The sequence below is a fragment of the Mycolicibacterium insubricum genome (assembly GCF_010731615.1).
GTDB lineage: Bacteria > Actinomycetota > Actinomycetes > Mycobacteriales > Mycobacteriaceae > Mycobacterium > Mycobacterium insubricum.
Genome location: NZ_AP022618.1, coordinates 2060755 through 2085668, shown reverse-complemented (window position 1 = coordinate 2085668; position 24914 = coordinate 2060755). Strand labels below are relative to the sequence as shown.

The 24914-nt window shown below is 68.6% G+C and carries 22 protein-coding genes and 1 pseudogene; 7 read left to right on the top strand and 16 right to left on the bottom strand.

All coding sequences use genetic code 11. The features are described from left to right. Positions 1–24: 24 nt before the first annotated feature. Positions 25–498 (bottom strand): pantetheine-phosphate adenylyltransferase, encoded by a 474-nt coding sequence (gene coaD / locus G6N16_RS09980; protein WP_083029857.1) that lies wholly within the window; start codon positions 496–498, stop codon positions 25–27. A gap of 38 nt (positions 499–536) precedes the next feature. Then, the gene (locus tag G6N16_RS22120) at positions 537–1007 is read right to left on the bottom strand and encodes a cytochrome P450 (RefSeq protein WP_407663632.1); all 471 of its coding nucleotides are present in this window, start codon (positions 1005–1007) and stop codon (positions 537–539) included. Between the two features lie 590 nt (positions 1008–1597). On the opposite strand from G6N16_RS22120, the gene G6N16_RS09970 reads away from it, so the two are divergent. Beyond that, complete coding sequence (locus tag G6N16_RS09970; protein ID WP_083029858.1) at positions 1598–2671, top strand: helix-turn-helix transcriptional regulator; 1074 nt, start codon at positions 1598–1600, stop codon at positions 2669–2671. 34 nt (positions 2672–2705) lie between these two features. Here the strand turns inward: G6N16_RS09970 and rsmD are convergent, their stop codons facing one another. From rsmD to G6N16_RS09950, 4 genes are all read right to left on the bottom strand, one after another. Further along, a complete protein-coding gene (gene rsmD, locus G6N16_RS09965; protein ID WP_083029859.1) occupies positions 2706–3263 on the bottom strand; it encodes a 16S rRNA (guanine(966)-N(2))-methyltransferase RsmD in 558 nt (185 codons plus the stop codon). Between the two features lie 10 nt (positions 3264–3273). Continuing rightward, positions 3274–3831 carry a vitamin K epoxide reductase family protein gene (locus tag G6N16_RS09960; RefSeq protein ID WP_083029908.1) on the bottom strand — a complete coding sequence of 186 codons (558 nt, stop codon included), beginning with the start codon at positions 3829–3831 and terminating at the stop codon, positions 3274–3276. Between the two features lie 137 nt (positions 3832–3968). Further along, positions 3969–4763 (bottom strand): DsbA family protein, encoded by a 795-nt coding sequence (locus tag G6N16_RS09955; RefSeq protein WP_083029860.1) that lies wholly within the window; start codon positions 4761–4763, stop codon positions 3969–3971. Positions 4764–4831: 68 nt separating this feature from the next. Beyond that, the gene (locus tag G6N16_RS09950) at positions 4832–5911 is read right to left on the bottom strand and encodes an alpha/beta hydrolase (protein WP_083029861.1); all 1080 of its coding nucleotides are present in this window, start codon (positions 5909–5911) and stop codon (positions 4832–4834) included. Positions 5912–6087: 176 nt separating this feature from the next. Between G6N16_RS09950 and G6N16_RS09945 the strand changes: the two genes are divergently transcribed. Then, positions 6088–6924 (top strand): aldo/keto reductase, encoded by an 837-nt coding sequence (locus G6N16_RS09945; protein ID WP_083029862.1) that lies wholly within the window; start codon positions 6088–6090, stop codon positions 6922–6924. Between the two features lie 17 nt (positions 6925–6941). On the opposite strand, the gene G6N16_RS09940 is transcribed toward G6N16_RS09945, so the two are convergent. Genes G6N16_RS09940 through G6N16_RS09930 form a run of 3 tightly spaced genes read right to left on the bottom strand, consistent with a single transcriptional unit; the run spans position 6942 to position 11592 of the window. Continuing rightward, a complete protein-coding gene (locus tag G6N16_RS09940) occupies positions 6942–7661 on the bottom strand; it encodes an HNH endonuclease family protein (protein ID WP_083029909.1) in 720 nt (239 codons plus the stop codon). A 23-nt stretch (positions 7662–7684) separates the two neighbouring features. After that, the gene (gene recG / locus G6N16_RS09935; protein ID WP_083029863.1) at positions 7685–9952 is read right to left on the bottom strand and encodes an ATP-dependent DNA helicase RecG; all 2268 of its coding nucleotides are present in this window, start codon (positions 9950–9952) and stop codon (positions 7685–7687) included. Then, positions 9952–11592 (bottom strand): fatty acid kinase ATP-binding subunit FakA, encoded by a 1641-nt coding sequence (locus tag G6N16_RS09930; protein ID WP_083029864.1) that lies wholly within the window; start codon positions 11590–11592, stop codon positions 9952–9954. Before G6N16_RS09930 ends, recG begins: the two co-directional genes overlap by 1 nt. Positions 11593–11760: 168 nt before the next feature. On the opposite strand from G6N16_RS09930, the gene rpmB reads away from it, so the two are divergent. Continuing rightward, positions 11761–11955 (top strand): 50S ribosomal protein L28, encoded by a 195-nt coding sequence (rpmB, locus tag G6N16_RS09925; protein ID WP_083029865.1) that lies wholly within the window; start codon positions 11761–11763, stop codon positions 11953–11955. Positions 11956–12093: 138 nt separating this feature from the next. Here the strand turns inward: rpmB and G6N16_RS09920 are convergent, their stop codons facing one another. Together G6N16_RS09920 and G6N16_RS09915 are read right to left on the bottom strand one after the other, a co-directional pair. After that, positions 12094–12804, bottom strand: coding sequence for a uracil-DNA glycosylase (locus G6N16_RS09920; RefSeq protein WP_083029910.1), 711 nt, complete (start codon positions 12802–12804; stop codon positions 12094–12096). Positions 12805–12815: 11 nt separating this feature from the next. Beyond that, a complete protein-coding gene (locus tag G6N16_RS09915) occupies positions 12816–13796 on the bottom strand; it encodes a thiamine-phosphate kinase (protein WP_083029866.1) in 981 nt (326 codons plus the stop codon). A gap of 178 nt (positions 13797–13974) precedes the next feature. Here G6N16_RS09915 and G6N16_RS09910 point away from each other — a divergent pair, with 178 nt between their 5' ends. After that, entirely contained in the window at positions 13975–14511 is a 537-nt protein-coding gene (locus tag G6N16_RS09910; protein ID WP_083029911.1) for a DUF3515 domain-containing protein, read from the top strand. A 64-nt stretch (positions 14512–14575) separates the two neighbouring features. Here G6N16_RS09910 and G6N16_RS09905 read toward each other — a convergent pair whose 3' ends face one another. From G6N16_RS09905 to G6N16_RS09895, 3 genes are all read right to left on the bottom strand, one after another. Next, positions 14576–16786, bottom strand: a complete 2211-nt coding sequence (locus tag G6N16_RS09905) for a hypothetical protein (RefSeq protein ID WP_133052897.1) — start codon at positions 16784–16786, stop codon at positions 14576–14578. Between the two features lie 436 nt (positions 16787–17222). Continuing rightward, positions 17223–18335, bottom strand: a complete 1113-nt coding sequence (locus G6N16_RS09900) for a D-alanine--D-alanine ligase family protein (protein WP_083029868.1) — start codon at positions 18333–18335, stop codon at positions 17223–17225. 24 nt (positions 18336–18359) lie between these two features. Further along, positions 18360–19370 carry an NAD(P)H-dependent glycerol-3-phosphate dehydrogenase gene (locus G6N16_RS09895; RefSeq protein ID WP_083029869.1) on the bottom strand — a complete coding sequence of 337 codons (1011 nt, stop codon included), beginning with the start codon at positions 19368–19370 and terminating at the stop codon, positions 18360–18362. A 76-nt stretch (positions 19371–19446) separates the two neighbouring features. Between G6N16_RS09895 and cofC the strand changes: the two are divergent. The 3 genes and pseudogenes from cofC to mutT1 form a co-directional block, all read left to right on the top strand. Then, positions 19447–20064: pseudogene (cofC, locus tag G6N16_RS09890) on the top strand (2-phospho-L-lactate guanylyltransferase); the annotation flags it as partial. An 85-nt stretch (positions 20065–20149) separates the two neighbouring features. After that, entirely contained in the window at positions 20150–22315 is a 2166-nt protein-coding gene (locus G6N16_RS09885; protein WP_083029870.1) for an RNA degradosome polyphosphate kinase, read from the top strand. 52 nt (positions 22316–22367) lie between these two features. Then, positions 22368–23285, top strand: a complete 918-nt coding sequence (gene mutT1 / locus G6N16_RS09880; RefSeq protein ID WP_083029913.1) for an 8-oxo-(d)GTP phosphatase MutT1 — start codon at positions 22368–22370, stop codon at positions 23283–23285. A gap of 91 nt (positions 23286–23376) precedes the next feature. Here mutT1 and G6N16_RS09875 read toward each other — a convergent pair whose 3' ends face one another. Both G6N16_RS09875 and leuD read right to left on the bottom strand, forming a co-directional pair. Beyond that, the gene (locus G6N16_RS09875; protein ID WP_163787847.1) at positions 23377–24096 is read right to left on the bottom strand and encodes an HU family DNA-binding protein; all 720 of its coding nucleotides are present in this window, start codon (positions 24094–24096) and stop codon (positions 23377–23379) included. 221 nt (positions 24097–24317) lie between these two features. Beyond that, entirely contained in the window at positions 24318–24914 is a 597-nt protein-coding gene (leuD, locus tag G6N16_RS09870; protein WP_083029872.1) for a 3-isopropylmalate dehydratase small subunit, read from the bottom strand.

Genomic DNA, 24914 nt, shown 5'->3' with positions numbered 1-24914 from the left:
TCGCGACTCTCTCCGCGCCCGCGATCAGCCGAGTTTGGCCTGCAGCCGCCGGTTGACCGCCTCCGGCAGTAGCGCCGACACATCGCCACCGAGGGTGGCGACCTCCTTGGCCAGCGATGAGGACACAAACGAGTACTCCGGACGGGTGGCGACGAAGAAGGTGTCCACCCCGGCGATGTGCCGGTTCATCTGCGCCATCTGCAGCTCATACTCGAAATCGGTGCCGGTGCGCAGCCCCTTGACGATCGCCGTCAGCCCGCGCGCCTTGACGAAGTCGACGACCAGCCCGGAACCGGACTCCACCCGGACATTGCGCAGGTGCGCGGTCGCCTCGGTGATCATCTCGATGCGCTCGTCGGCGCTGAACATGCCGCGCTTGTTCGGGTTGACCAGCACCGCAATCACCAGTTCGTCGAACTGCGCGGCGGCCCGCTCGAAGATGTCGACGTGCCCCAGCGTGACGGGGTCGAACGACCCCGGGCAAACCGCTCCACTCATGGATGACGACGGTACTCCGGGCACCCGGCCCGACGGTGTCAGGCCGCGGCGCGACGCCGGCAGCCGGTCGGGATGGGGGCGCCGGCGACCATGGTGAAAGGCAACGCGAGCGGGAAGTCGTCCTCGCCGGAGGTCAGCTCGACCCGGCGGACAATGGTCGCGAGCGCCAGCGTGGCCTCCAGCATGGCGAAATGGTCACCGATACAGCTGCGCGGACCGGCGCCGAACGGGATGTACTGCCAACGGTCATAGGCCCTGGCCCCGGGTCCCAGGAATCGCTGCGGGTCGAATTCCTCCGCGCGCTCCCACAGTGCGGGATCACGCTGGACCGCATAGATGCCGTAGATGAGCAGGGTCCCGGCCGGAATCCGGTAACCGTCGACCGGGAGCCGCGCTCCATCAGGTAGGTAAGCGCCACCCGCATCGAACCGGCCAGTGCCTCGGCGTGGGCGTCGAGGTCGACACCGAGCACCGACCGGCCCAGCGCGCGTAGCGTCACCGCCCGGCATTCGTGATCCAGGTCGACGATCTCCCCGTCGGGCCATCCGTCGACCAGAGTTTCGGCGGCCCGGGCCATATGTCCGGCGAACTGCGCGACGTGCTGCTTGGTGAACAGCGGCTGCAGCGCCCGGCGCAACGGCCGCCACTGGTCGTAGCGGAGGTCGAACAGGTTGTCCCCCATCAGCCGCCGCATCTCGTCGTGCACGGCGACCCGCTCCATCACCGCGGGCGACCGGGCCAGCATGTCATGCCCACCGCTGGGGGACGTGACGATGACGACGGTGGGAATCAACCATTTCGGCCCCAGTTTCACCAGGGTGACGGGCCCTCCGGCATCCCGGAGCTGCTCACAGCCGGTGTGCAGGAAACGTGCAGCTTTGAGCCGCCGGAAATAGGGCAGCGGATTCTTCGGCGGCCATGGCATTGCCGCACAGTCGAATTCGTCGTCGCGGACAGCTCCCACCGGCACCGGTCCGGACGGGCGGGTTTTCGGCAGTGTCATGTCACCAGAAAACCCGAGATCGATGCCGGGAACATCCTTCAAATTGATGAGGAACAAGACTACGATTCTCGCAATACTTCGCGGCCGGGGGTCACCATGGTCACCGTCGATGAATTTTCTCGGATAACCGCACGGATCCAGACCGCCGTCCTCGACCCGCAGGACTGGACCGCGGCCATGGCCGACCTCCGAACCCTCTTCGACGCCCAATCGGCGGCCGTCGTGGTCTCCGACGGCATCCGGCGTCAGCCCCGGTGCGGCGACATGCCCGGCGAGGCGCGATCGAGCTACACCGACTACTACCACCGGGTGGATTACGTGTTGGCCGAGATCGAGACCGGCCCGATCGGACTGCTGCACTCCGGTGCGGCGCTCGTCGCCCGCCGCGACGGCACCGAGTTCGATGCCGACTGGCTGCGCCCGCACGGAATGGCGAGCGGATTCTTCGTCCGGCTGGCAACCGGGGGCGAAACGGCAGTCTTTCTGGTCGCCGGGCACGGCGCCGGATTCGAGACGCCGGACCGTGCGCAGTTGTTCGCGGCACTCGTCCCGCACGTGCAACAGGCCCTGCGCATCGAGCGGCACTTGCACGGCCGGGTACTGCACGCCGACGACGCCGCGCGTGCTGCCGACGCGATTCAGCGCGGACTGCTGCTACTCGACCGGGATGGCACTGTGCTGCACGCGAATTCCGAAGCCGACCGGATCTTGGACGGCAATGACGGGCTGGCGCGACGGGCCGGGCGGTTGCACGCCGAATCCGCCGAGGCCCGCCACCGGTTGCAGACAGCCATCTTGGCCGCCGCCGGCCTGCCAATCGGGGACCCGGGCGGCGGCTGGGTCGCCTGCTGCCGGCCGTCCGGGCGGCGCCCGTACCTGCTGCACGTACTGCCCACGCCCGCCGACGACTGCGGCACCCTGATCGTGCTCATCGACTTAGACCGGCGGATCGAGCCGCCGGTGGAGGTGTTGCGGCGGATCTACGGGCTGACCCGCGCCGAGTCGCAGGTGGCGATGCGGGTGCTGAACGGCGACGGCCTGGCGCCGATCGCCGAGGAGCTGTCGGTGTCCCTGACCACCGTCCGCACCCATCTGCAGCGCATCTTCGACAAGACCGGTACGCACCGGCAGGCCGAGCTGGTCCGGCTGCTGCTCACCGTGTCCGGGTGAACCTACGGCGTGACCGGGTGAACGAGGTAGCGGCTCACCCGCGGAATTCGGCGATCTCCAGCTGGGTGTCGCCGTAGCGGCGTTCCTTCCACTGCTCCCAACCGACGGGCCAGGTCAGCCGCGGCCCGGCCGAGGCGCGTTCCACCACGACGACGGTGCCGTCGTGCACCCAGCCGTTGTCGGTGAGCAGCACCAGGTTCGCCTCGATCGCGGCGGCCACAACGTCATAGGGCGGGTCGGCGAACACCAGGTCCACCGGTGTCTCGGCGGCGGCACCCAGTACCGACTCCACGCTGCTGCGCCGCAGCACCGCGCCGTCGAGCCCGACGGCCGTCGCGTTCGCGGAGATCACCGCCGCGGCACGGGAATTCGATTCGACGAAGACCGCCGTCGTCGCGCCGCGTGAGAGCGCCTCCAGGCCCAGAGCACCCGACCCGGCGTACAGGTCCAGCACCCGCAGGCCGTCGAAGTCCCGTTGCGCGGCAAGCAGGTTGAACATCGATTCGCGGACCCGGTCGGTGGTCGGGCGGGTTCCTCGGGGCGGGACGGCGATGCGACGACCGCCCGCGGCGCCGCCGATGATGCGGGTCAACCGAACACCGTCAGATCAGCGTGGTCCAGAAATACCAGAACCGCACCAGGATCGCCAGGATGACCGCGGTGACCCACAGCGCCACCAGCGGCCAGCGCCACTGGTACAGCACGCGGGCGACCGGGTTGCCGGCCAGGGGGCGCAGGGTGATGGACGCGACCACGACGAACAGCGGGATGGTGATCGACCACACCACCATGCAGTACGGGCACAGCGCGTTGATGCGGTACAGGCTCTGGAAGATCAGCCAGTGCACGAACACCACACCCATGGCGAGACCGGCCAGCAGCCCCGACCAGTACCAGCGCGGCAGTCGGACCCGCCCCACCGACAGCACTCCGGTGACGATCACGATGGTGAACGCGACCACGCCCATGAGGGGGTTGGGAAAGCCGAAGACCGACGCCTGCTGCGTTCCCATCACCGAACCGCAGGCCAGAATCGGGTTGAAGTTGCAGCTGGGCTGATAGTGCGGGTCGATCAGCATGTCGATCTTCTCGACCGTCAGGGTGAACGACGCGGCGAACCCGATGAACCCGGCGATCAGCACCCACAGGGCGCTCGGCATGCCGACGGGGACGGCGTTCTTCTCGGCGACCCGGGCGGCCGCGCGGGCCTCCGGAGTAGGCGTTCCCGCGGTCGGCCCGTGCCAGGCCGACACCGGCGCTTCCGGCGGCGCCGAGCTCGCCTCGTCGGGGGTTTCGGTCACGGCTTCGGCTTGTTCAGGGCGGCCAGGCCGGGAGCATCGCCGACGACCTCGCGGATCTTGCCGACGAACGCGTCGGTGGTGATGAAGTTGCCGACCGAATCGGTGAAGTCCACGTCCTTGCCGTTGAGCCGCACCGTCGGGGTGCCCTTGATGCCCAGGCGCTTGGCCGCGCCGGTCGCCTTGGCGTTGAACTTGCCGGACTTGATGCAGCCCGGCACCTCACCGGCGACGCCGGCCTGGCGGGCGAACTCGATCAGCCGGTCGTTGTCGGGGGCGTTCGGGTCGCCCTCGGCGGGCTGGTTGGCGAACAGCGCGGAGTGGAAGCGGCGGAACACGTCCTTGGTGGGGCTCTTGTCCGCGTCGGCCACGCAGTAGGCGGCGTTGGAGGCGCGCGTCGAATAGCCACCGAGGATGGAGACCGGGTAGTAGTCGACGGCGACGACGCCGTTGTCGATCAGCTTGTCAATGGTGCCCTGGTAGTTCTTCTCGAACAGGCCGCAGTGCGGGCACTGGAAGTCCTCGTAGAGCGACAGCACGGCCTTGGGCTCGGTGCTGCCCGGCGCGGTCAGCACATCGGGCTTGGCGGCGCGGATCGCCAGCTCGGCGGCGGTGGCGGCCGCGTCGCCGCTGGCCTTCTCCGCAGCCTTGTCCTTGTTGTGCAGGATCACGAAGACCATGGCGACCGCGAAGATGATGACCACCGCGGTCAAGCCGACCTTCACCATCAGGTCACGCCGGCGATCTGCGGCTTTGAGGTCGTAGGTCGCGGGGCGCTTGGGTGTCTTGGCCACGTTGCGGTGGTCCTCTCGGCGGCGGCTCGGTTACGGAAGCCTTCAGGGTACCGGCTGACCCCGGCGCCTTAGCTGCGGCTCAGGTGTGCTCGCAAAGCGGAGATGACGTCGGTGATGGCCCGGCTCACCTCACCGCCGAAGCCGTTGAGGTTCATGAAGCCGTGGATCATCGACCCGTAGACCCGCAAATCGACGTCCACACCCGCTTCGGCGAGCCGGTTCGCGTAGGCGATGCCCTCGTCGCGCAGCGGGTCGAAGCCGGCGGTGATCACCAGAGCCGGCGCCAGGCCCCGCAGGTTCTCGGTGAGCAGCGGCGACACCCGCGGATCGGCGCTGCTGACGTCCGTCCCGCCCAGGTAACAGCGCTCGAAGAAGTCGATGTCGGCGCCGGTGAGGAAGAATCCCGAGCCGAACAGGGTGCGTGACCGGGTGGTCGCCTCGATATCGGTCACCGGGTAGAGCAGCAGCTGCAGCACCGGCGCCGGATCACCGGCGTCGCGGGCTTGGCGGGCGACGACGGCAGCCAGGCAGCCGCCGGCGCTGTCGCCGCCGACGGCGACCCGAGTCGGATCGGCGCCCAGTTCGGCGGCGTGTTCGACGGCCCACAGGTAGGCGGCGTGGGCGTCCTCGACGGCCGCCGGTGCCGGATGTTCGGGGGCCAGTCGGTAGTCGACACTGAGCACGTGCACGTCGGCGTCGCGGCAGATCTGCCGGTAGCCGGCGTCCCAGCCCTCCAGGTCCCCCAGCACCCATCCGCCGCCGTGGTAGGCCACCAGCAGCGGGCGCGGGGAGTCGTCACCGTTGTCGGCCGGGCGGTAGTGCCAGGCGCGCAGCGGCCCGGATCCCCCGTCCACGGTGACCTCGGTGACGGTGACCGGTGCGGGCAGACCGCCGAAGATGCGGGAGGCGTCGTCGAGGTTGCGCCGGCTGGTCGCGATGTCGCCGTCGAGGACCAGCGACGGCCGGCCCACCACCCGCAGACCGTGCACGAACGCCTGCAGCGAGGGATCGAGGGTGTTGCCGTCGACCACAATCGCGCGGCCGCCGCTGAGTACCCGCTTGACCGGTCCGGGGACGCCGCTGAGCACCCGCGGCACCGCGCGGTTGACCAGGTGTTGCAGCCGATCGGGCAGCCGGCGGCGTGTCATGACCGCCGCGCTCCGCCGACGAGCGTTGCTGCGGGCCGGGGGTCCGGATTGTGTGTACTCACGGGTACCGACCGTATCTGGCACCGACTGACGGGCGCGCGGCTACCGCGGATTAATATTCCGTTGACTCCCGCCGGCGACGTCTGCGCCGGCCCCACCGAGACCAGGCAGGTGACATGTCCGGCACGCCCGTTCCGTCCGTTGGACTCCACGACGACAACACCATGCCGGTGCTCGGCCTGGGAGTCGGTGAGCTGTCCGACGCCGAGACCGAACATGCCGTGTCGACCGCCCTGGAGCTGGGCTACCGGTTGATCGACACCGCCGCGTCCTACGGCAACGAGGCCGCCGTGGGGCGCGCTATCGCCGCCTCCGGGATCCCGCGGGCGGAGATCTTCGTGACCTCCAAGCTGGCCAACGCCGACCGCGGGCTCTCCTCCTCGCAGACCGCGCTGCGCGCCAGCCTGGAGCGGCTCGGCCTGGACTACCTGGACCTGTATCTCATCCACTGGCCGGGAACCGCTCCGGGTGCCTACGTCGACAGCTTCGCCGGGCTGCTGCGCTGCCGCGACGAGAAGCTGGTGCGCTCGGTCGGTGTCGCCAACTTCGACGCCGAGGCACTGGAGACCATCATCGACGTCGTCTACACCGTTCCGGTGGTGAACCAGATCGAGCTGCACCCGCTGCTGAACCAGGCCGCGTTGCGCGCGGTCAACGCCGAGAAGAACGTCGTCACCGAGGCGTACAGCCCACTGGGTGTCGGGAATCTGCTGGACCACCCGGCGATCACCACGGTGGCCGCCGGCTACGGCAAGACCCCGGCCCAGGTACTGCTGCGCTGGAGCCTGCAGCTGGGCAATGTGGCCATCCCCCGATCCAAGACGCCGGAGCGGATCGCCGAGAACATCGACGTCTTCGACTTCGTGCTCAGCGATGCCGACATGGCCACGCTCAACGGTCTCGACGACGCAACCCGCTACCGTCCGGACCCGCTGACCTACGACGGCCCGTAGGCATTCCGGGTCTGATCTCAGCCGGTGGGGCAGGTCGTGGCGGCGTCTCGCAGCACTTGGGCGGACCGTGCGTCCACGGGTAGGCCGTAGCCGCGCAGCACCGCGATGAACTGCATCGAATACTGGCACCAGAAGGCGTGATTCGGCGGCATCCAGTCGGCGGGCGGCGAGGCGCCCTTGTCCTGGTTCGCCTTGCCCTGCACGGCAAGCAGATTCGCCGGGTCGTTGGCGAACCGCACCCGCTGCACATCGGTCCAGTCCCGCGCACCCATGCCCCAGGCGTAGGCCAGCGGCACCAGGTGGTCGATCTGCACCGACTGGCCGATCTTGGCGCCGCGGGTGAAATCGATGACGCTGTTGGTGTACGGGTCGTGCAGTACGCCGGTGGCCACGGCCGTCGGGCAGCTGCGGATATGGGTGTAGGTCTTGTCGACCAGGTCGCGTTCGAGGATGTCGTTGCGGGTGTCGCAGCCGTTGTGCCCACCGGGTGCGTCGCTGTCGTCGGTCCAGGATTCGCCGAACGCCGCGCGGCGATAGTCGGAGACGTACACCCGCTGGGGCAGCACGACGATTCCGGCCAGCACGTCGGTGCCCGGCGCGACGGTCGGCATGGTGGGTGCGTCGGCCCGAGCGGCGAACATCGCGGCGCGGTCGCGGGAGTCGCCGACCGTCTGGGCGGCAACCACCACCGCGAGGATCGCAATCACCAACAGCCACAGCAACGCCCGCCGGTTCACCGGGGCCCGTCCGGCGTCCCGGCTCATGACTTGTCCAGGTATTCGATGCTGCGCTGGCCGCCGGCGAGAAACGCCGCCGCCAGGGTGTCCATCCCCGGGTTCTCGACCAGTCCCCCCTCGGCGACGATCTCGTCGACCAACAGCCGTGCGGCCTCGATGATGTCGCGGTGCTCCAGTACCGACAGCAACCGCAGCCCGAGACTCTTACCGGATTGGTCACGGCCCAGCACATCGCCCTCGCGGCGCTGCTGCAGGTCCAGATCGGCCAGCTCGAAGCCGTCCAGCGTCGAGGCGACGGCCGACAGACGTTGTCCCGCCTTGGAATCCGGCGCCAGCTCGGTGACCAGCAGGCACAGGCTGGGGTGAGCACCGCGGCCGATCCGGCCGCGCAGCTGGTGCAGCTGGCTGATGCCGAACCAGTCGGCGTCCATCACCACCATGACTGTGGCGTTGGGCACGTCGACGCCGACCTCGATGACGGTGGTGCAGACCAGCACGTCGATGTCGCCGGCACGGAAGTCGGCCATCACGGCGTCCTTGTCCTCGGCGCTGAGCTTGCCGTGCATCAACCCCAGCGACAGTCCGCGCAGCTCGCGGATCCCCAGTCGTTCATAAAGATTGGTCACCGCGGTGGCCTTGCGGGTTGACTCTCGGTCGCGGGGGGCGTCGGTGTCGCCGTCGTCGGGATGCTCGACGGCGTCGTCCTCGTCGATGCGGGGGGCGACGACGTAGGCCTGCCGGCCGGCGTCGACCTCCTCCCGGATACGCACCCAGGCCCGGTCCAGCCAGCCCTTCTGCCACCTGTTGAAAATGACGTTGGTGGCGATCGGCTGTCGGCCGCGGGGCAGCTCGCGTAGCGTGGAGATTTCCAGGTCGCCGTACACCGTCAGCGCGATGGTCCGCGGGATCGGGGTGGCCGTCATCACCAGCAGGTGCGGGGTGATGCCACCGCTGGCCTTGGCGCGCAACGTATCCCGCTGCTCGACGCCGAACCGGTGTTGTTCGTCGACGACGACCATGCCGAGCCGGTGGAACTCCACCGTGTCCGACAGCAGCGCGTGGGTGCCGATGACGATCCCGGCCTCGCCGGAGGCGATCTCGTCGCGCACGGCGCGCTTGTGCGCGGGTGTCATCGATCCGGTCAGCAGCGCGACCCGGGTGGCGTGTTCGGCTTCGCCGAGCTGACCGGCCATCGCCAGCGGCCCCAGCACCTCACGCATCGAGCGGGCATGTTGCTCGGCGAGCACCTCCGTCGGTGCCAGCAGCGCGCACTGGTAGCCGGCGTCGACCAGCTGGGTCATGGCCAACAGCGCGACGATGGTCTTGCCGGAGCCGACCTCGCCTTGGAGCATCCGGCTCATCGGATGCGGGTTGCTCAGTTGGTCGGAGATCACGTCGAGCACCTCGAGCTGCCCGCCGGTGAGTTCGAAGGGCAGGCGGGACAACAATTGCGCCCGGATGCCCGAATCCCGCGGGGGTGCCGGAGGGCCGGTCTGGGCGTCTTCGCCGTAACGGCGCACGGCCAGTGCCCACTGCAGCCCGACGGCTTCGTCGAACCGGATGCGGTGCAGCGCGCGTTCGCGTTCCTCGACGTTGTCGGCCAGGTGGATCGCCCGCAGCGCCTCGTCCTCCCCCATCAGGTTCAGCCGTCGGCGCACCCATTCGGGCAGCGGATCGGGTACCGGGTCGAGCATGGCCAGCGCTTGGCGCACGCACAGGTAGATGTCCCAGCTCTGCAGTTTCTCGGTGGCGGAGTAGATCGGCAGCGACTCGCGGCGGAAGGCGTCCAGGCCGACGGTGCCGTCGGTGTCCCGGGCGGCCTCGGAGATCTTCACCATGGACCGGCTGCCCTTGCCGTCGTGGACGCCGCCCGGGGAGTTCAGGATCAGGAACTGCGGGTGGGTGAGCCGCAGGTCGCCGCGGTTGCGTTCGATCACCCCGGAGATCATCACCACCGAATCCTTGAGGAGCAGTTTCTTCAGGAAGCGGGCATTGAAGAAGGTGGCGGTGAGCTTGGGCTGTCGGTGACCGAGGGTGACCACCATGAATTCACGGTTCGGCGGGCGTTTGGTGTGGTGCACGGCGACGTCGGTGATCTCTTCGACGAAGGTGACGTGGTCCCCCGGCTCGGGCTCCCGGGCGTCGTTGTCGAGCACGGTGGTGCCCTGCATGTACTTGCGCGGGTAGTGACGCACCAGGTCGTTGACCGTCCGCAGGCCGAGGTGCTCCTCCAGGCTGTCGGCGGCCTTGGCGCCCAGTACGGCGTCGAGCCGATCGTCGAGCGTCGCCATCACTCCACCCCGATGAGGACCGCATCCCCGCGGTGTCCGCTCCGGTAGCTGACCAGTTCGGCGCCCAGGTGATGACGGCCCACGTGTTCGGCGAGCAGTTCCCCAACGCGCTGGTCGACCCCGTCACCCAGCAGGACGGTGACCAGTTCGCCGCCGGCGCCGAGCATCAGGTCGATCAGCCCGCGGGCGGCGGCGGTGATGTCGTGGCGGACCACCAGCACCTCGTCGCCGGCGATGCCCAGTCCGTCGCCGCGGTGGCAGGGCCCGACCCAGGTGAGGGCGTCCTCGGTGGCCAGCCGGACCGAGCCGTAGCGGGTGGCCCCGGAGGCCTGGGCCATGGCGTAGCCGTCGTCGACGGCCTGGCGGTCCGGATCGTGCACGGCCAGGGCCGCCAGTCCCTGCACCATCGATCCGGTCGGCAGCGGGACCACGTCGATACCCCAGCCGATCGCCGCGGTGCAGGCGGCCACGAGTTCTTCCACGGCCACGTAGCCGTTGGGCAGCACCATCACCTTGGCGGCTCCGGTGTCGACGACGGCGCGCAGCAGCCGGTGGGCGCTGATGCACCCGTCGAGGGGATCGTCGTGGCAGCGCAGGATCGTCGCGCCCTCGGCCTCGAACAGCGCGGCGGACCCGTCGCCGTCGACGACGGCGAGGATCGTGCGCTCCCGGGACCACCCGGCCGGAGCGACGTGCTGGCCGGCGCTGAGCACGGATATGCGGATCTGTGAGACGGAGCCGTGGTCGAGGCCGGCCTCGACGGCCGCGCCCGCATCGTCGGTGTGCACGTGCACGGAGTGGTCGCTGTGCTCGCCGGCGGTGGCGATCACCACCGAATCCCCCAGCTGTTCCAGCCGGCCGCGCAGGGTGCTCTCGGCGTCGGGAGCCAGACCGGCGACGGTGTACATCACTTCGAATGCCGGGGCGGTCGAGAGCTCCGTCGGCTTGGCGGCCGGATCGGCGGCGGCCTGGGGCCGGTAGACGGGACGGACCGGAGCGGTGCCGGTGAGGGTAGCCGAGAGGGCATCGAGCAGCACCAGCAGGCCGCGCCCGCCGGCGTCGACCACCCCGGCCTCGGCCAGTACTGCCAGCTGGCTGGGGGTGGCGTCCAGGGCAGCGGCGGCTGCGGTCGCCGCGGCGTGCACGGTGGTGGGCAGGGGGTCGCCGTCGACGGCGCTGCGCTCGGCCGCGTCGGCGGCGGCGGCCAACACCGACACGATGGTGCCGTCGATCGCCTCCCCGCCCATGGCGGCCACCACGGTCGCCACCCCGCGGCGCAGACCCGCCCCGAACACCTCGGCGTCCAGTGCGCTCAACTGCCGGTGTGCCACGGCCTCGGCGGTGACCTCGGCGAAGCCGCGCAGGATCTGCGACAGGATCACCCCGGAGTTGCCGCGAGCGCCGTCCAGCGCCCCGGCGGCCAGCACCGACATCACCTCGTCTACGGCGGTGCGGTCCCCGGCGACGTCGCAGGCGGCGACCGCCGAACGCATGGTGAACAGCATGTTCGTTCCGGTGTCGGAGTCGGCGACGGGGAACACGTTGAGCCGGTTGATCTCGTCGGTGTGGCGGATCAGGTCGCCGACGCAGGCGTGCGCCCAGTCGCGCAGCGCGACGCCGTCGAGCCGACGATCCGACATCACCGACCCCTTCCCTAGCGTGGCGTTGTCGGCCCAGCCTAGCCATCCGGGCCGACAGCCCGACGTCGGGATTTTGGCGATATCCACATCCTCACCTATTCTGGTCAGGTTGTCGGGTCACCCGTTGCCGGTTGTTGGCCCCCAGTTATCAACTTCGAGGAGTTCTACATGGCTGCCGTCTGCGACATCTGCGGTAAGACTCCCGGCTTCGGCAAGTCGGTGTCGCACTCGCACCGCCGGACCAACCGTCGCTGGAACCCGAACATCCAGGTCGTCCACTCGGTGGACCGCCCGGGTGGCAACAAGAAGCGCGTCAACGCCTGCACCTCGTGCATCAAGGCCGGCAAGGTCGTTCGCGGCTGAGCGACGATCAAGCGGCGAGGCGCCAGCCGAGCCGCGATGAGGAGCTCAACTAACCGAGCACGGCCAGTTCTTACGGCCCGGTTCTGGCGCCCTGTCACCTTGTGGTGGTGGGGCGCCTTTCCGCTGTCTGACGGACCCCTACGGCAGCCGCCAGTCGATGGGCTCGGCGCCGCCCTCGGCCAGTAGCGCGTTGGCCCGGCTGAACGGCCGCGACCCGAAGAAGCCGCGGGAGGCCGACAACGGCGACGGGTGCGGCGATTCGATGACCGCGGCGCGCGGGCCCAGCATCGGTTTGAGGGTTCCGGCGTCGCGGCCCCACAGGATGGCCACGTAGGGCTGCGGCCGGTCGGCCAGCGCGCGGATCGCGCATTCGGTGACCGTTTCCCAGCCCTTGCCGCGGTGTGAGGCCGGGGTGCCGGGGCGGACCGTGAGCACTCTGTTGAGCAACATCACACCCTGGCGGGCCCACGGGGTGAGATCGCCGTTGCTCGGGGCGGGCAGCCCCAGGTCGGCGGAGTATTCGGTGAAGATATTGGCCAGGCTGCGGGGCACCGGCCGGACATCGGGGGCCACCGAGAAGCTCAGGCCCATGGCGTGTCCCGGCGTGGGATAGGGATCCTGGCCGACGATGAGCACCCGGACCTGGTCGAACGGGAAGGTGAAGGCCCGCAGCACGTTCTCCCCGGCCGGCAGGTAGCCGCGGTGCGCGGCGTTCTCGGCCCGTAGGAAGGCACCCATCTCGGTGACCCGGTCGGCGACCGGTGCCAGCGCCGCGGCCCAGCCGGGGTCGACGAGTTCGGCCAGCGGGCGCGCCGCACGCGCGGTGTCGGTGGTCGGCGGTGTGGTCACGGGTGCCAACGCTATCCGAACGAATCCCAGCCGGTTGCGCCCGACCAGGGCCGGCCGTCCACCCGGATCCCCGCCTCCGCGGTGATCCGGCCGACCGGCCGCCACCCCGTGGGCAGCTCGGTGCCGAGGCCGAAGGTGGCCACCAGGGCGTGATCTTCCCCACCACCGAACACCCAGTCCCAGGCGTCCGCACCGACGGCCCGCGCCGCGGCGGCCAGCGCGTCGTGATCCGGCGCCAGCGCCGCGCGGTCAAGGTCGACACCGACCCGCGAGTCGACGGCGAGTCCGCCGAGGTCGCGGACCAGCCCGTCGGAGACGTCGGTCATGGCGCTGGCGCCGGCGGCGGCCGCGAGCGGGCCCTGTCCGTAGGGCGGCTGCGGCACCCGGTACCGGCCGACCAGGTCCGCAAGCTCCGGGTCGTCGAATGCGACGCCGCCGGCCAGCAGCCGGTATCCGGCGGCCGATCGGCCCAGTTCCCCGGCGACGGCGACGACATCCCCCGGCCGGGCCCCCGACCGCAGTACCGGGCTGAGACCGCCCAGGTCGCCGAGCACGGTCACCGTCACCGTCCACAGTGGCCCGGCTACCAGGTCCCCGCCGACGACGCTGGCGCCGGTCCTGGCCGCTTCCGCCGCGGCTCCGCGGGACAGTTCGGCGGCCCGGTGCACTGTGGTGTCGGCGGGGGCGACCAACGCGACCAGGTAGCCGGTGGGCCGGGCGCCCATCGCCTCGATGTCGGCGGCGTTCTGGGCGATGGCACGACGGCCGACCTGTTCCGGCGTCGACCAGTCCAGCCGGAAGTGCCGGTCCTGGACCAGCGTGTCGGTGGAGGCCACCACGCGGCCGTCCGGGGCGGCGAGCACCGCGGCGTCGTCGCCGGGGCCGACGTGGACGCCGACGGGGTGCGGCCGCTGCGCGATCACGGCGTCAAGCACCGCGGATTCACCGACATCGGCCAGGCTCGGGCCGTCGTCGGCGTTGGCGTCGGTCACGGTTCTCCCAACCTGCGGTAGGTTCTGCTGGCGCGCATCCGGCGTTGCGCCGGGCGCATCCCGAAGTATCCCAGCCCGAGCACGAGGAGATCCGGTGGCCGATCCGCAGCACGAGGAATCCCCGGGCGACGAGCGGGACGACGACGCGGCACCTGTCACCGCAACGGACGACGGCGCGATCGACAAGACCCCTCCGCGGGACGGGCCGCCGACGGCGGTGCTGGCACTCGCGCTGGGGTTGGCAGTGGCGACGGTGGTAGGCGTCGGGGTGTTCGCGGCGCGCCGCACCCCCGACACCGGCCCGGTCCCGGTGGCGGCAGTCCCGGCGCCGCAGGCCGATTCGCCGTCGTGCCGGGACGTGCTCGCAGCACTGCCGGACACCCTCGGTGACTACAAGTCCGCCGAGATCGTCGCTCCCGTACCCCCCGGTGTGGCGGCCTGGCGCAACGATGCCAGCGAGAGCAGCGTCATCCTGCGCTGCGGGCTGGACCGGCCGGCGGACTTCAGGGTGGGTTCCGCGCTGCAGGTGGTCAACGGCGTGAGCTGGTTCCAGGTGTCCGACAGCGGGTTGTCCAGCTGGTACGCGGTGGATCGGCCGGTGTATCTGGCGCTGACCCTGCCGGATGGTTCCGGGGCGGAGCCGATCACGGCGATCTCGACGGCGATCTCGAAGACGTTGCCGCCCAAGAAGATCGATCCGACGCCGGCTCGCTGAGACGCGGACCGGGCCCCCACCCGAAGGTGAGGGCCCGGCCGCTACTGCAACAGATGTCAGGCGATTAGTTGCTGCCGCCCTTGTTCCGCTTGGTGTTCTGACGCGCCTTGCGCGGGCTGTCCTTCTTGCCGTTGCTCGCGTTGTCCTTCTTGCCGTTGTCCTGCGAGGCAGCCGGCTTCGAGTCGTTGCTCGAATCCTTCGTCTCGTGGGCCGCGCCCTTGTTGTCGTCGTTGGCGCCGGTGGTCCCGTTGGTGCCGGAGACGCCGGTGGTGCCGTTGGACTCATTGGCACCGGTGACACCGTTGGTGTCGTTGGCGCCGTTGGACGACGGGGCCTGACCCTTCTTGCCCTTCAGGCCCGGCAGGCTGAGCTTGCCGCGCTTGGGGGCCAGCTCCTTGGCCGCGTCTTCCTTCTTCACCTCGGCAACCGCGGTGTCGTCCTTCTTCACCTCAGCAACCGCGGTGTCGTCCTTCTTCACCTCGGCGACCGTGGTGTCATCCTTCTTCACCTCGGCAACCGTAGTGTCCTTCTTGACCTCGGCTTCCTTCTTGAGCTCGGTAACGACGGCGCCCTTGTTGTCCTCGGCGTTGCTGTCGACAGCGTCGGCGCCGTTGCCGGACACGAGTGCTCCACGCTGCACCGTGAGGTTCGACACGAGCTCGGGGGTCTCGACCTTCTCCTTGACCTCGGGGGTCTCGACAACCGGCGCGGCGGCGGGCAGTTCCGCAACCGGAGCGGCTGCCAGAGCAACCTTCGCCTGCTGGGTGCCGGTGATGCCCGACAGCGAGCCCAGGATCTTGTCCAAACCGAAGCCCGACAGGATGTTGGACAGGTCGAAGCTCGACCCCGCGCTGCCCAGGTTCAGACCGCTACCCAGGCTGCCCAGGTTCAGACCGCTACCCAGGCTGCCCAGGTTCAGACCGCCCAGGTTCAGGCCACTGAACAGGCTGGCGGGTTTGGCCGGATCGTTGTCGATCGCTCCAGCTCCAGCCGAGGGAATCCCGAAGATCGCCTGGTAGATCAAGCCACCGGGGTGCTGCGGCGAGCCGGTGGCACCATTGATACCCACGGGCGCGAACAAACCCGGCCATGATGCGATCGGGATTGGGTTGCCATTGGCATCCTTCGGAATGGTGCCGTCCCTGTTCTTAACTATGTCATCTGGCAAGTAGTCGAACCCGTTGATCAGGGCGTTAACCGTCATGATCGGAGCATTGACCAGGACGTTAAATGCCTTCTGGAAGTCCTGCTCTTTGATCGCGGTAACCATCGCGTCCACGGACCGCGCAACCTCATAGGGTACGCCGCCAAAGGCCGCCCAAGACGAGTAGAAGAGCCCGGACTGGATGTTGTTCTTGTTCATCAGTGAGCTGAACAGATTGGAGGCGTTTTCGACCATCTGGCCGGGAATGCCTCGGACGGTGGACGTCGTGGTGTAGGCCGTTACGCCGTCCTCCCGGAGGGCGACGGCGTTCTTCACCTCTTTTGCGCCGGGCGTGTCCTTCGTCACCGGCGTTCCGTCCGGGAGCTTAACGGAACCATCCGGAAGCTCATAGCGCACCGCACTGGTCGTCAGATTGCCGCTCTTGTCCTTGTACCAGGAGGTCACGACGGTCGTATCCATCAGTAGGCCGCCGACCTTGCTGGCCGCGACCGTATTGCTGTACAGCGCCATGGCGTTGAACTCTTCGTACGCCTTGAAGATGTTCCCCGCCTTGAGGTAGGCCAACGCGTTCTGGCCGTGCAGGTAACCGTTCCCGGGGACCTTCGAGAAGTTGGCCCTGATGATCAGGCCGGTCGTGGGGTCAGTCCTGGGGAGATCGTTGCCGTCGGCGTCCTTCTTCACGACACCCTCGTCGAAGAAGCCCTCCGAGCTCGTCTGAATAGCTTCGAACGCGTCGGTGATCCGGTTCAGGTAGCCCTGCTGGTTCGCGCCGATCTGGGTCAGCAGCGGGAACGGGTTCGCCATGATGCTGTTCGCGAGCCCGGACAGGTTGTTGCCGGTGATCCCGAGGACACCGGTGATCACCTTGTCGGGGGAATCCGTCACCAGCGGGTTCGGGGTGTAGGACGCGGTCAGCTGGTACGACCGGCTCTGAGCTGCCATCAGCTCCGGGCCGGTGGCGACCGGGGTGACCGCGATGGCGCTGGCGCCCAGGAACGCGACGCTGGCGGCGGCGAACTTCTTCTTTCGGCTTCTCGACCTCGTGGGAGCCGGGTCGGCGACTGTGCTCGTCCCGGACTGTAGTGCTCGTTGCACCAGGGATCTCCTCATCTAGTTTTCGGTATGTCACAGAAACGTGACGACACTGAAAATTAGCTTAGGCGAACCTGAGAAACAATAGGTACGCCTTACCTAACTATTGGTCCACGGCGCACAGCAAACTATTTGTGGATGCAAGCAGATGCGGCAGCCCCCCGAAAGGCCTACGTCCGCCGAACTAGTCTCGAAAATGGCCGTATCACTCTGTGCCACAACATGTTTAGCAAGCTGAAAAAAGTCTGAAAAAAGACCGCAACCGGCCTGTGCGTCCCTGTCCGGGCGCCGAAACCGCCGTCCGGGCCGCCGAGCCAGGAAACCTGAAAATTACCTGGATCCACCCGCGTGGCGCCGCCGGATTCACAGCTTCGATCGCCCTCGCCGCCGGGGTGTCACGCCCGGTTTCTGAGAGTCCGGCGCAGCCGGATTCCGCGTTTTCTGAGACCCCGGATCAGCGCAGTCCGGTCCCCCGGGCCAGCGCGGTGTCGACCATCGCCGACAGCAGGCTCGGGTAGTCCACCCCCGACGCCGCCCACATCCGTGGGTACATCGAGATGGTGGTGAACCCCGGCATGGTGTTGATCTCGTTGATCACCGGGCCATCGGCGGTGAGGAAGAAGTCCACCCGGGACAACCCCTGGCCGTCGACCGCGCGGAACGCGGCGATCGCCAGCTCCCGGATCTCCTCGGCCACCTCGTCGTCGACGGCAGCCGGCACGTCCAGCTCGGCGGCGTCGACCAGATACTTGGTCGCGAAATCGTAGAAACCTTCGGCCACCTCGCCGACCCGGATCTCGCCGAGCTCACTGGCGGCCACCCGGCCGTCGGGCAGCTCCAGCACCCCGCACTCAACCTCGCGGCCGATGATCGCGGCCTCCACGATGACCTTCGGGTCGTGGCTGCGAGCCTCGGCCACCGCCGCGGGCAGCGCACTCCAGTCGGTGACCCGGGTGACCCCGATCGACGAACCGCCGCGCGCCGGCTTGACGAAGACCGGTAGGCCCAGCCGCTCCCGCTCGTCGTCGCTCAGGGTCTCGCGGTCACGGCGCAACACCACATGGTCGCCGATCGGCAAACCCTCGATGGCCAGTAGTTTCTTGGTGAACTCCTTGTCCATGCCGGCCGCGCTGGCCAGCACCCCGGCGCCCACGTAGGGAACCCCGGCCAGCTCCAGCAGACCCTGGATGGTGCCGTCCTCCCCGTAGGGGCCGTGCAGCACCGGGAAAACGACGTCGACGGCGGCCAGCACGGCACCGGGGTCGCGGCCCAGCGACAGCAGCTCGCCGCGGCGGCCCGGATCTGCCGTCAGTGCCAGCGCGGTGCCCGAGTCGGCAGTGACCTGCGGCAGGGTGCCGTCGACGATGGCCAAGCTCTCGGCGGTCGCGGAACTGAGCACCCAGCAACCGTCGGGCGTGATGCCGATCGGGATCGCCTCGAACCGCTCCGGGTCCAGATTGCGCAGGATGCTGCCCGCCGAGACACACGAAATCGCGTGCTCAGAGCTGCGCCCACCGAACACGACGGCAACACGGATACGTCCCGGGTTCGGGCTCGCGGCAGTCACAACCGGACAGGCTACCGTGTGGCCTCACTCGGGTTTGGTGCGTCGCCCCAGCAGCAGGGCAATCGCGTCGGTGACCGAGAGCCCGTGGTGGCAGACCCGCTGCACAGCATCGGTCAGCGGCATCTCGACGCCGTAGCTCGACGCCAACGCCAGCACCGACTCGCACGACGCGACGCCCTCGGCGACGTGGCCCTCCCCCGCGGCCCGGGCCTCGGCGACGGTGAGCCCCTGGCCCAGCCGCTGCCCGAAGGAGAAGTTGCGCGATCGCGGCGAGGTGCAGGTGGCGACTAGGTCGCCCACCCCGGCGAGCCCGGCCAGCGTCGCCGGCTGGGCGCCCAGCGCGATGCCGAGCCGCATGATCTCGGCCAGCCCGCGGGTGATGATCGCGGCCGCGGTGTTCTCCCCCAGCCCGACCCCGGCGGCCATCCCGCAGGCCAGCGCGATGACGTTCTTGCAAGCGCCGCCGATCTCGGTGCCCACCACGTCGGCGTTGGTGTACGGCCGGAAATAGCCGGTGTTCAGCGCGCGCTGCAGAGTTACCGCCCGGCCGGAGTCGGTACAGGCGATGGTCGTCGCCGCCGGCTGGCCCTGGGCCACCTCGATGGCCAGGTTCGGCCCGGACAGTACCGCCACCTGACCGGCATCCACACCGGTGACCTGCAAGATCACCTGTGTCATCCGCATCAGCGTGCCGAGTTCGATGCCCTTGGCCAGGCTGACCAGCGTGGCGTCGGGCGCCAACAGCGGGATCCATCCCTCAAGATTCGGCCGCAGCTGCTGCGCGGGCACCCCCAGCAGCACCGTCGTCACACCGTCGAGCGCCTCGGCAGGATCGGAGGTCGCGCGCACCCGCGACGGCAGTGCGATGCCCGGCAGGTAGTCCTCGTTGTGTCCGGTGCTGTTGATCCGCTCGGCGACCTCGGGACGACGGGCCCAGATGCGCACGTCACTGCCACCGTCGGCGAGCACCTTGGCCAGCGCCGTCCCCCAGGAACCTGCGCCCATCACCGTCGCCGTGCCCACCGCGTTGGTCATCTGTGCCCGAGCCCTCCCGTTCACGCCACTCTGGCGCCCCGTCAGCGTACCGAGCGGCACTGGCAGGATGGCCGACATGAGCCGGACGCCGCCCGACACCTCCGTGGTGATCGCGGTCAAGCGGCTCGCCGCCGCCAAGACCCGGCTGGCGCCGATGTTCGCCGGTCCACGCCGCGAGGAGCTGGTGCTGGCCATGCTGATGGACACCGTCGGCGCCGCGGCGACGGTTTTCGGTGCACCGGCGATCACCGTGGTCACCCCGGACGCGGATGTCGCGGCCGCCGTGCGCGGCGCCGGGCTGATCGTCGTCGCGGACCCGACGCCGCCCGGACACCCCGATCCCCTCAACAACGCCCTGCGCGTCGCCATCGGCACCCGGGGCGCCGACGACGTCGTCGTACTCCAAGGCGATCTACCGGCCCTGCGCGCGGACGACCTGGCCGAAGCGACAGTCCGGGCGCGCGAGCATCCGCGCAGTTTCGTCACCGACCGCCATCACACCGGCACCAGCGCGCTGTTCGGATTCGGGGTGCCCGTCGATCCGCGGTTCGGGGCGGATTCGGCTGCCCGGCATCGGGATTCCGGCGCCGTTGAACTATCCGGCTCCTGGCTCGGGCTGCGGTGCGACATCGACACCCCCGACGACCTGCGCTACGCAATGGAATTGGGCCTGGGCCCGGCGACACGTGCCGTGTTGGTGAACACCACCGGAACAGCTGCCCAACAGCAGTGGCGGGACACCGCGCCATGTCCCGACAGTGATAGCGGGACGCCCCGCGATGCGCAATGATCGCTCCGTGACCGAAACGCAAGACCTCTCCGCCGCCACCGCCGACGCCGTGACCGACACGGCCATCGACGACGCCCTGACCGAAGCGACCATCAACGACGTCGAACTTCCCGAGGATCGCTACCTCAACCGGGAGCTGAGCTGGCTGGATTTCAACGATCGGGTGCTCACACTTGCGGCGAACCCTTCTTTGCCGCTGCTGGAGCGCGCGAAGTTCCTGGCAATCTTCGCCTCCAACCTCGACGAGTTCTACATGGTGCGCGTCGCCGGGCTCAAGCGCCGCGACGAGATGGGGCTGTCGGTGCGCTCCGCCGACGGGCTCTCGCCCCGGGAGCAGCTGCAGCGCATCGGCGAACGCACCCAGGAGATCGCCGGTCGGCATGCCCGGGAATTCATGGAATCGATCCGCCCGGCGCTGGCCGAGCAGGGCATCGTCGTGGTGACCTGGGCGGACCTGGATGCCGATGACCGTGATCGGCTCTCGGTGTACTTCCACGAGCAGGTGTTCCCGGTGCTCACCCCGCTGGCCGTCGACCCGGCGCACCCGTTCCCGTTCGTCAGCGGGCTGAGCCTGAATCTGGCCATCACCATCCGCCAGCCCGAGGACGGGACACAGCATTTCGCGCGGATCAAGGTGCCCGACAACGTCGATCGGTTTGTCCGGCTGCAGGGACGTCAGCGCGAGGACGGGCACCACAACGTCCGGTTCCTGCCGATGGAGGAACTCATCGCGGCCTTCCTGCCAGTGCTGTTCCCCGGTCTAGAAATCGTCGAGCACCACGCCTTCCGGATCACCCGAAACGCCGATATGGAGGTCGAGGAGGACCGCGACGAGGATCTGTTGCAGGCCCTGGAACGGGAACTCGCGCGCCGCCGGTTCGGCAAGCCGGTGCGCCTCGAGGTGGCCGACGACATGACCGAGAACATGCTGGAGCTCTTGCTGCGCGAGCTCGACGTCGACCCCAACGACGTCATCCAGGTGCCCGGTCTGCTCGATCTCTCCTCCCTCTGGCAGATCTACGGAGTCGACCGGCCCAAACTCAAAGACCGGCCGTTCGTGCCGTCCACGCCACCGGTGTTCGGTGAGTCCGCCAAGAGCCTGTTTGCCAATCTGCGCGACGGCGACGTGCTGGTGCACCACCCCTACGATTCCTTCTCCACCACCGTGCAGAGGTTCATCGAAACCGCCGCCGCAGATCCGGATGTGCTGGCCATCAAGCAGACCCTGTACCGCACCTCCGGGGACTCGCCGATCGTCAACGCACTGATCGACGCCGCCGCCTCCGGTAAGCAGGTGGTGGCGCTGGTCGAGATCAAGGCCCGGTTCGACGAGCAGGCCAACATTAAATGGGCTCGCGCGCTGGAACAGGCCGGCGTCCACGTCGTCTACGGTCTGATCGGACTCAAGACGCACTGCAAGACCGCCCTCGTCGTCCGCCGCGAGGGCTCGGCGATCCGTCGGTATTGCCACATCGGCACCGGTAACTACAACCCGAAAACCGCTCGGCTGTATGAGGATGTCGGCCTGCTGACTGCGTCACCGGAGCTCGGTGCCGATCTCACCGATCTGTTCAACTCGCTGACCGGCTATTCCCGCAAGGACACCTACCGCAACCTGCTGGTGGCGCCGCACGGGATTCGCAAGGGCATCATCGAGCGGATCGACCGTGAGGTCGCCGCCGCCCGCAGCGGTGCCGACGCACGGATCCGGATGAAGATGAATGCGCTGGTCGACGAGCAGGTGATCGATGCGCTGTATCGGGCCTCGATGGCCGGCGTGCGGGTCGAGGTCGTGGTCCGCGGCATCTGCGCGCTGCGACCCGGCGCCGAGGGATTCTCCGAGAACATCACGGTCCGCTCGATTCTGGGCCAGTTCCTGGAACACTCACGCATCATTCACTTCAACGCGATCGACGAATTCTGGATCGGCAGCGCCGACATGATGCACCGCAATCTCGACCGCCGGGTGGAGGTGCTGGCCCAGGTCAAGGATCCCCGGCTGACCGCGCGACTGGACGAGATGTTCACTTCCGCGCTCGCCGACGACACCCGCTGTTGGGAACTGGGTTCCGACGGTGGCTGGACGGCGTCCCCACGCGACGGCCGGCCCTCGCGCGACCACCAGGTGACCATGATGGAACGGCGACAGTCCTGACGAATTTCCCAGCCGACCGCGAATTGGGCTTTCAGGAATTCAGGTGCACGATATGAGCCGGGATCAACCCGGAGTGCGCCCGCCGGTACTCGCCGCCGGTGGCGTGCTGTGGCGCCCGAGCCCCGAGGGGGCACCGGAGGTCGCCGTCATCCACCGGCCACGCTACGACGATTGGTCTCTGCCCAAGGGCAAGGTGGATCGCGGCGAGAGCGAACCGGTGGCCGCCGTGCGGGAGATCTTCGAGGAAACCGGCTTTCGCTCCCGGCTGGGCCGCTACCTGGGGTCGGTGTCCTATCCGGTGGCCAACACCACCAAGAAGGTCACCTACTGGGTGGCCCGCGCCGGTGACGGTGAATTCCGGCCCAATCGCGAGGTGGACGAGCTGCGCTGGTTGAGCGTGCCCGAGGCAGCCGAACTCCTGGTCTATCCCTACGACCGTAAGATGTTGCGCCGCTTCGCCAAGATGAACCCGGACACGCACACCGTGCTGGTGGTGCGCCACGGTGTCGCCGGGCGCAAGAGCCGCTACCGGGGCAACGACGATCGGCTACGTCCCCTGGACCAGCAGGGTCGGCTGCAGGCCGACGCGCTGGCCGGTCTGCTGCTCGCGTTCGGCGCCGAAGAGTTGCACGCCGCCGACCGCACTCGGTGTCACCAGACGCTGGAGCCCCTGGCGGCCGAGCTGCAGACGGATATCATCAACGAGCCGGCACTGACCGAGGAAGCCTACGCGGACAGCCGGAAACGGGCCCGGGCGCGGATGCTGGAGATCGCCGCCGGCGACCCCACCCCGGTTATCTGCTCACAGGGCAAGGTGATTCCCCCGGTCATCGATTGGTGGTGCGAGCGCGACTCGGTGACACCGGACAAGTCGCGCAACCGCAAGGGCAGTGTCTGGGTGCTGTCGATGCGCCACGGCAGGCTGGTGGCCGCCGATCACATCGCCAGCCCGCTGGCCGTCCGGACCTGAATTCCGCACCGTCGGCTCGTTCATCGATCCGGACCTGAATAGCGAAATACGCCGCGGGGGCATGCCCCGCGGCGTATTTCGTTGAGTGCTGTTACTTGCGACCGCGCTTGGCCGGAGCCTTCTTCGCGACGGTCTTGGCGGCGGCCTTCTTCACCGGCGCCTTCGCCGCAGCCTTTTTCACGGGTGCAGCCTTGGTCGCGACCTTGCGGGCCGGAGCCTTGGTCGCCGCAGCCTTCTTCGCGGGTGCAGCCTTGGTCGCGACCTTGCGGGCCGGAGCCTTGGTCGCCGCAGCCTTCTTCGCGGGTGCAGCCTTGGTCGCGACCTTGCGGGCCGGAGCCTTGGTCGCCGCAGCCTTCTTCGCCGGTGCAGCCTTGGTCGCGACCTTGCGGGCCGGAGCCTTGGTCGCTGCAGCCTTCTTCGCCGGTGCAGCCTTGGTCGCGGCCTTCTTCGCCGGTGCCTTCTTGGCCGCGGCCTTGCGGGCCGGCGCGGCGGTGGCGCCACGCTTGACCGCCGGGCCGGCCGACGGAAGCTTCTGCGCGCCAGAGACAACGGCCTTGAACTGGGCACCCGGGCGGAATGCCGGAACCGACGTCGGCTTCACCTTGACGGTCTCGCCGGTGCGCGGATTGCGTGCCACACGAGCGGCGCGCTTGCGCTGCTCGAATACCCCGAAGCCGGTGATCGTCACGTTCTCACCCTTGTGCACGGCGCGCACAATGGTGTCGACAACGTGCTCGACGGCGGCCGTGGCCTGCCGGCGATCCGAGCCCAATTTCTCCGCGACTTGGTCGATGAGCTCTGCTTTGTTCATGCAAATCCTCCGCAGTCCGTGGCCCGTTGTGGACCGACTAGAGGACACGGTAAACCCTGGCTACCCTGATTTCCAAGCGCCACGCGCAGTTTCGGGTATTTCCAGCGAACTTTTCAGGAATCCGATTGGCCCGCAGACGGAATGGGACCGCCGTCCCAAAAGGCGTTGCGGGACAGAATTTCGGCGGTTCTCCGCCCCGCCCAACCGGTCCCGCGTCGCCCTCAGGGAATTGGCAGCGTGTGCGGTTTCCAACTCGGACGACGCCTTTCGTAGGCTTCGATTTCGTCGAGTTTCCGCAGCGTAAGGCCTATGTCGTCGAGTCCTTCACGCAGACGCCAGGCCGTGTAATCGTCGATCGAAAAGGGCACGACAACCGTTGCGGCAGTGATAGTCCGCTGGTCCAGATCGACGGTGAGTTCCAGGCCCGGCTGCTGCTCGATCAACTTCCAGAGCAGTTCCACATCGTCCTGGGATACCTGCGCCGCCAAAAGTCCGGCTTTCCCGGCATTGCCGCGGAAAATGTCGGCGAAGCGCGAGGAGATGACAACCCGGAACCCGTAGTCCATCAATGCCCAGACCGCGTGTTCGCGGGAGGAGCCGGTGCCGAAGTCCGGTCCGGCGACCAGGACGGTGCCCGCGTCGAAGGGCTTCTGATTGAGAATGAAGGCCGGATCGTTGCGCCAGGCGGCGAACAGACCGTCCTCGAATCCCGTTCGGGTCACTCGCTTCAGATATACCGCCGGAATGATCTGGTCGGTATCGACATTGGAGCGGCGCAGCGGGACCGCAATGCCGGTGTGGGTGTCGAAGGCTTCCAT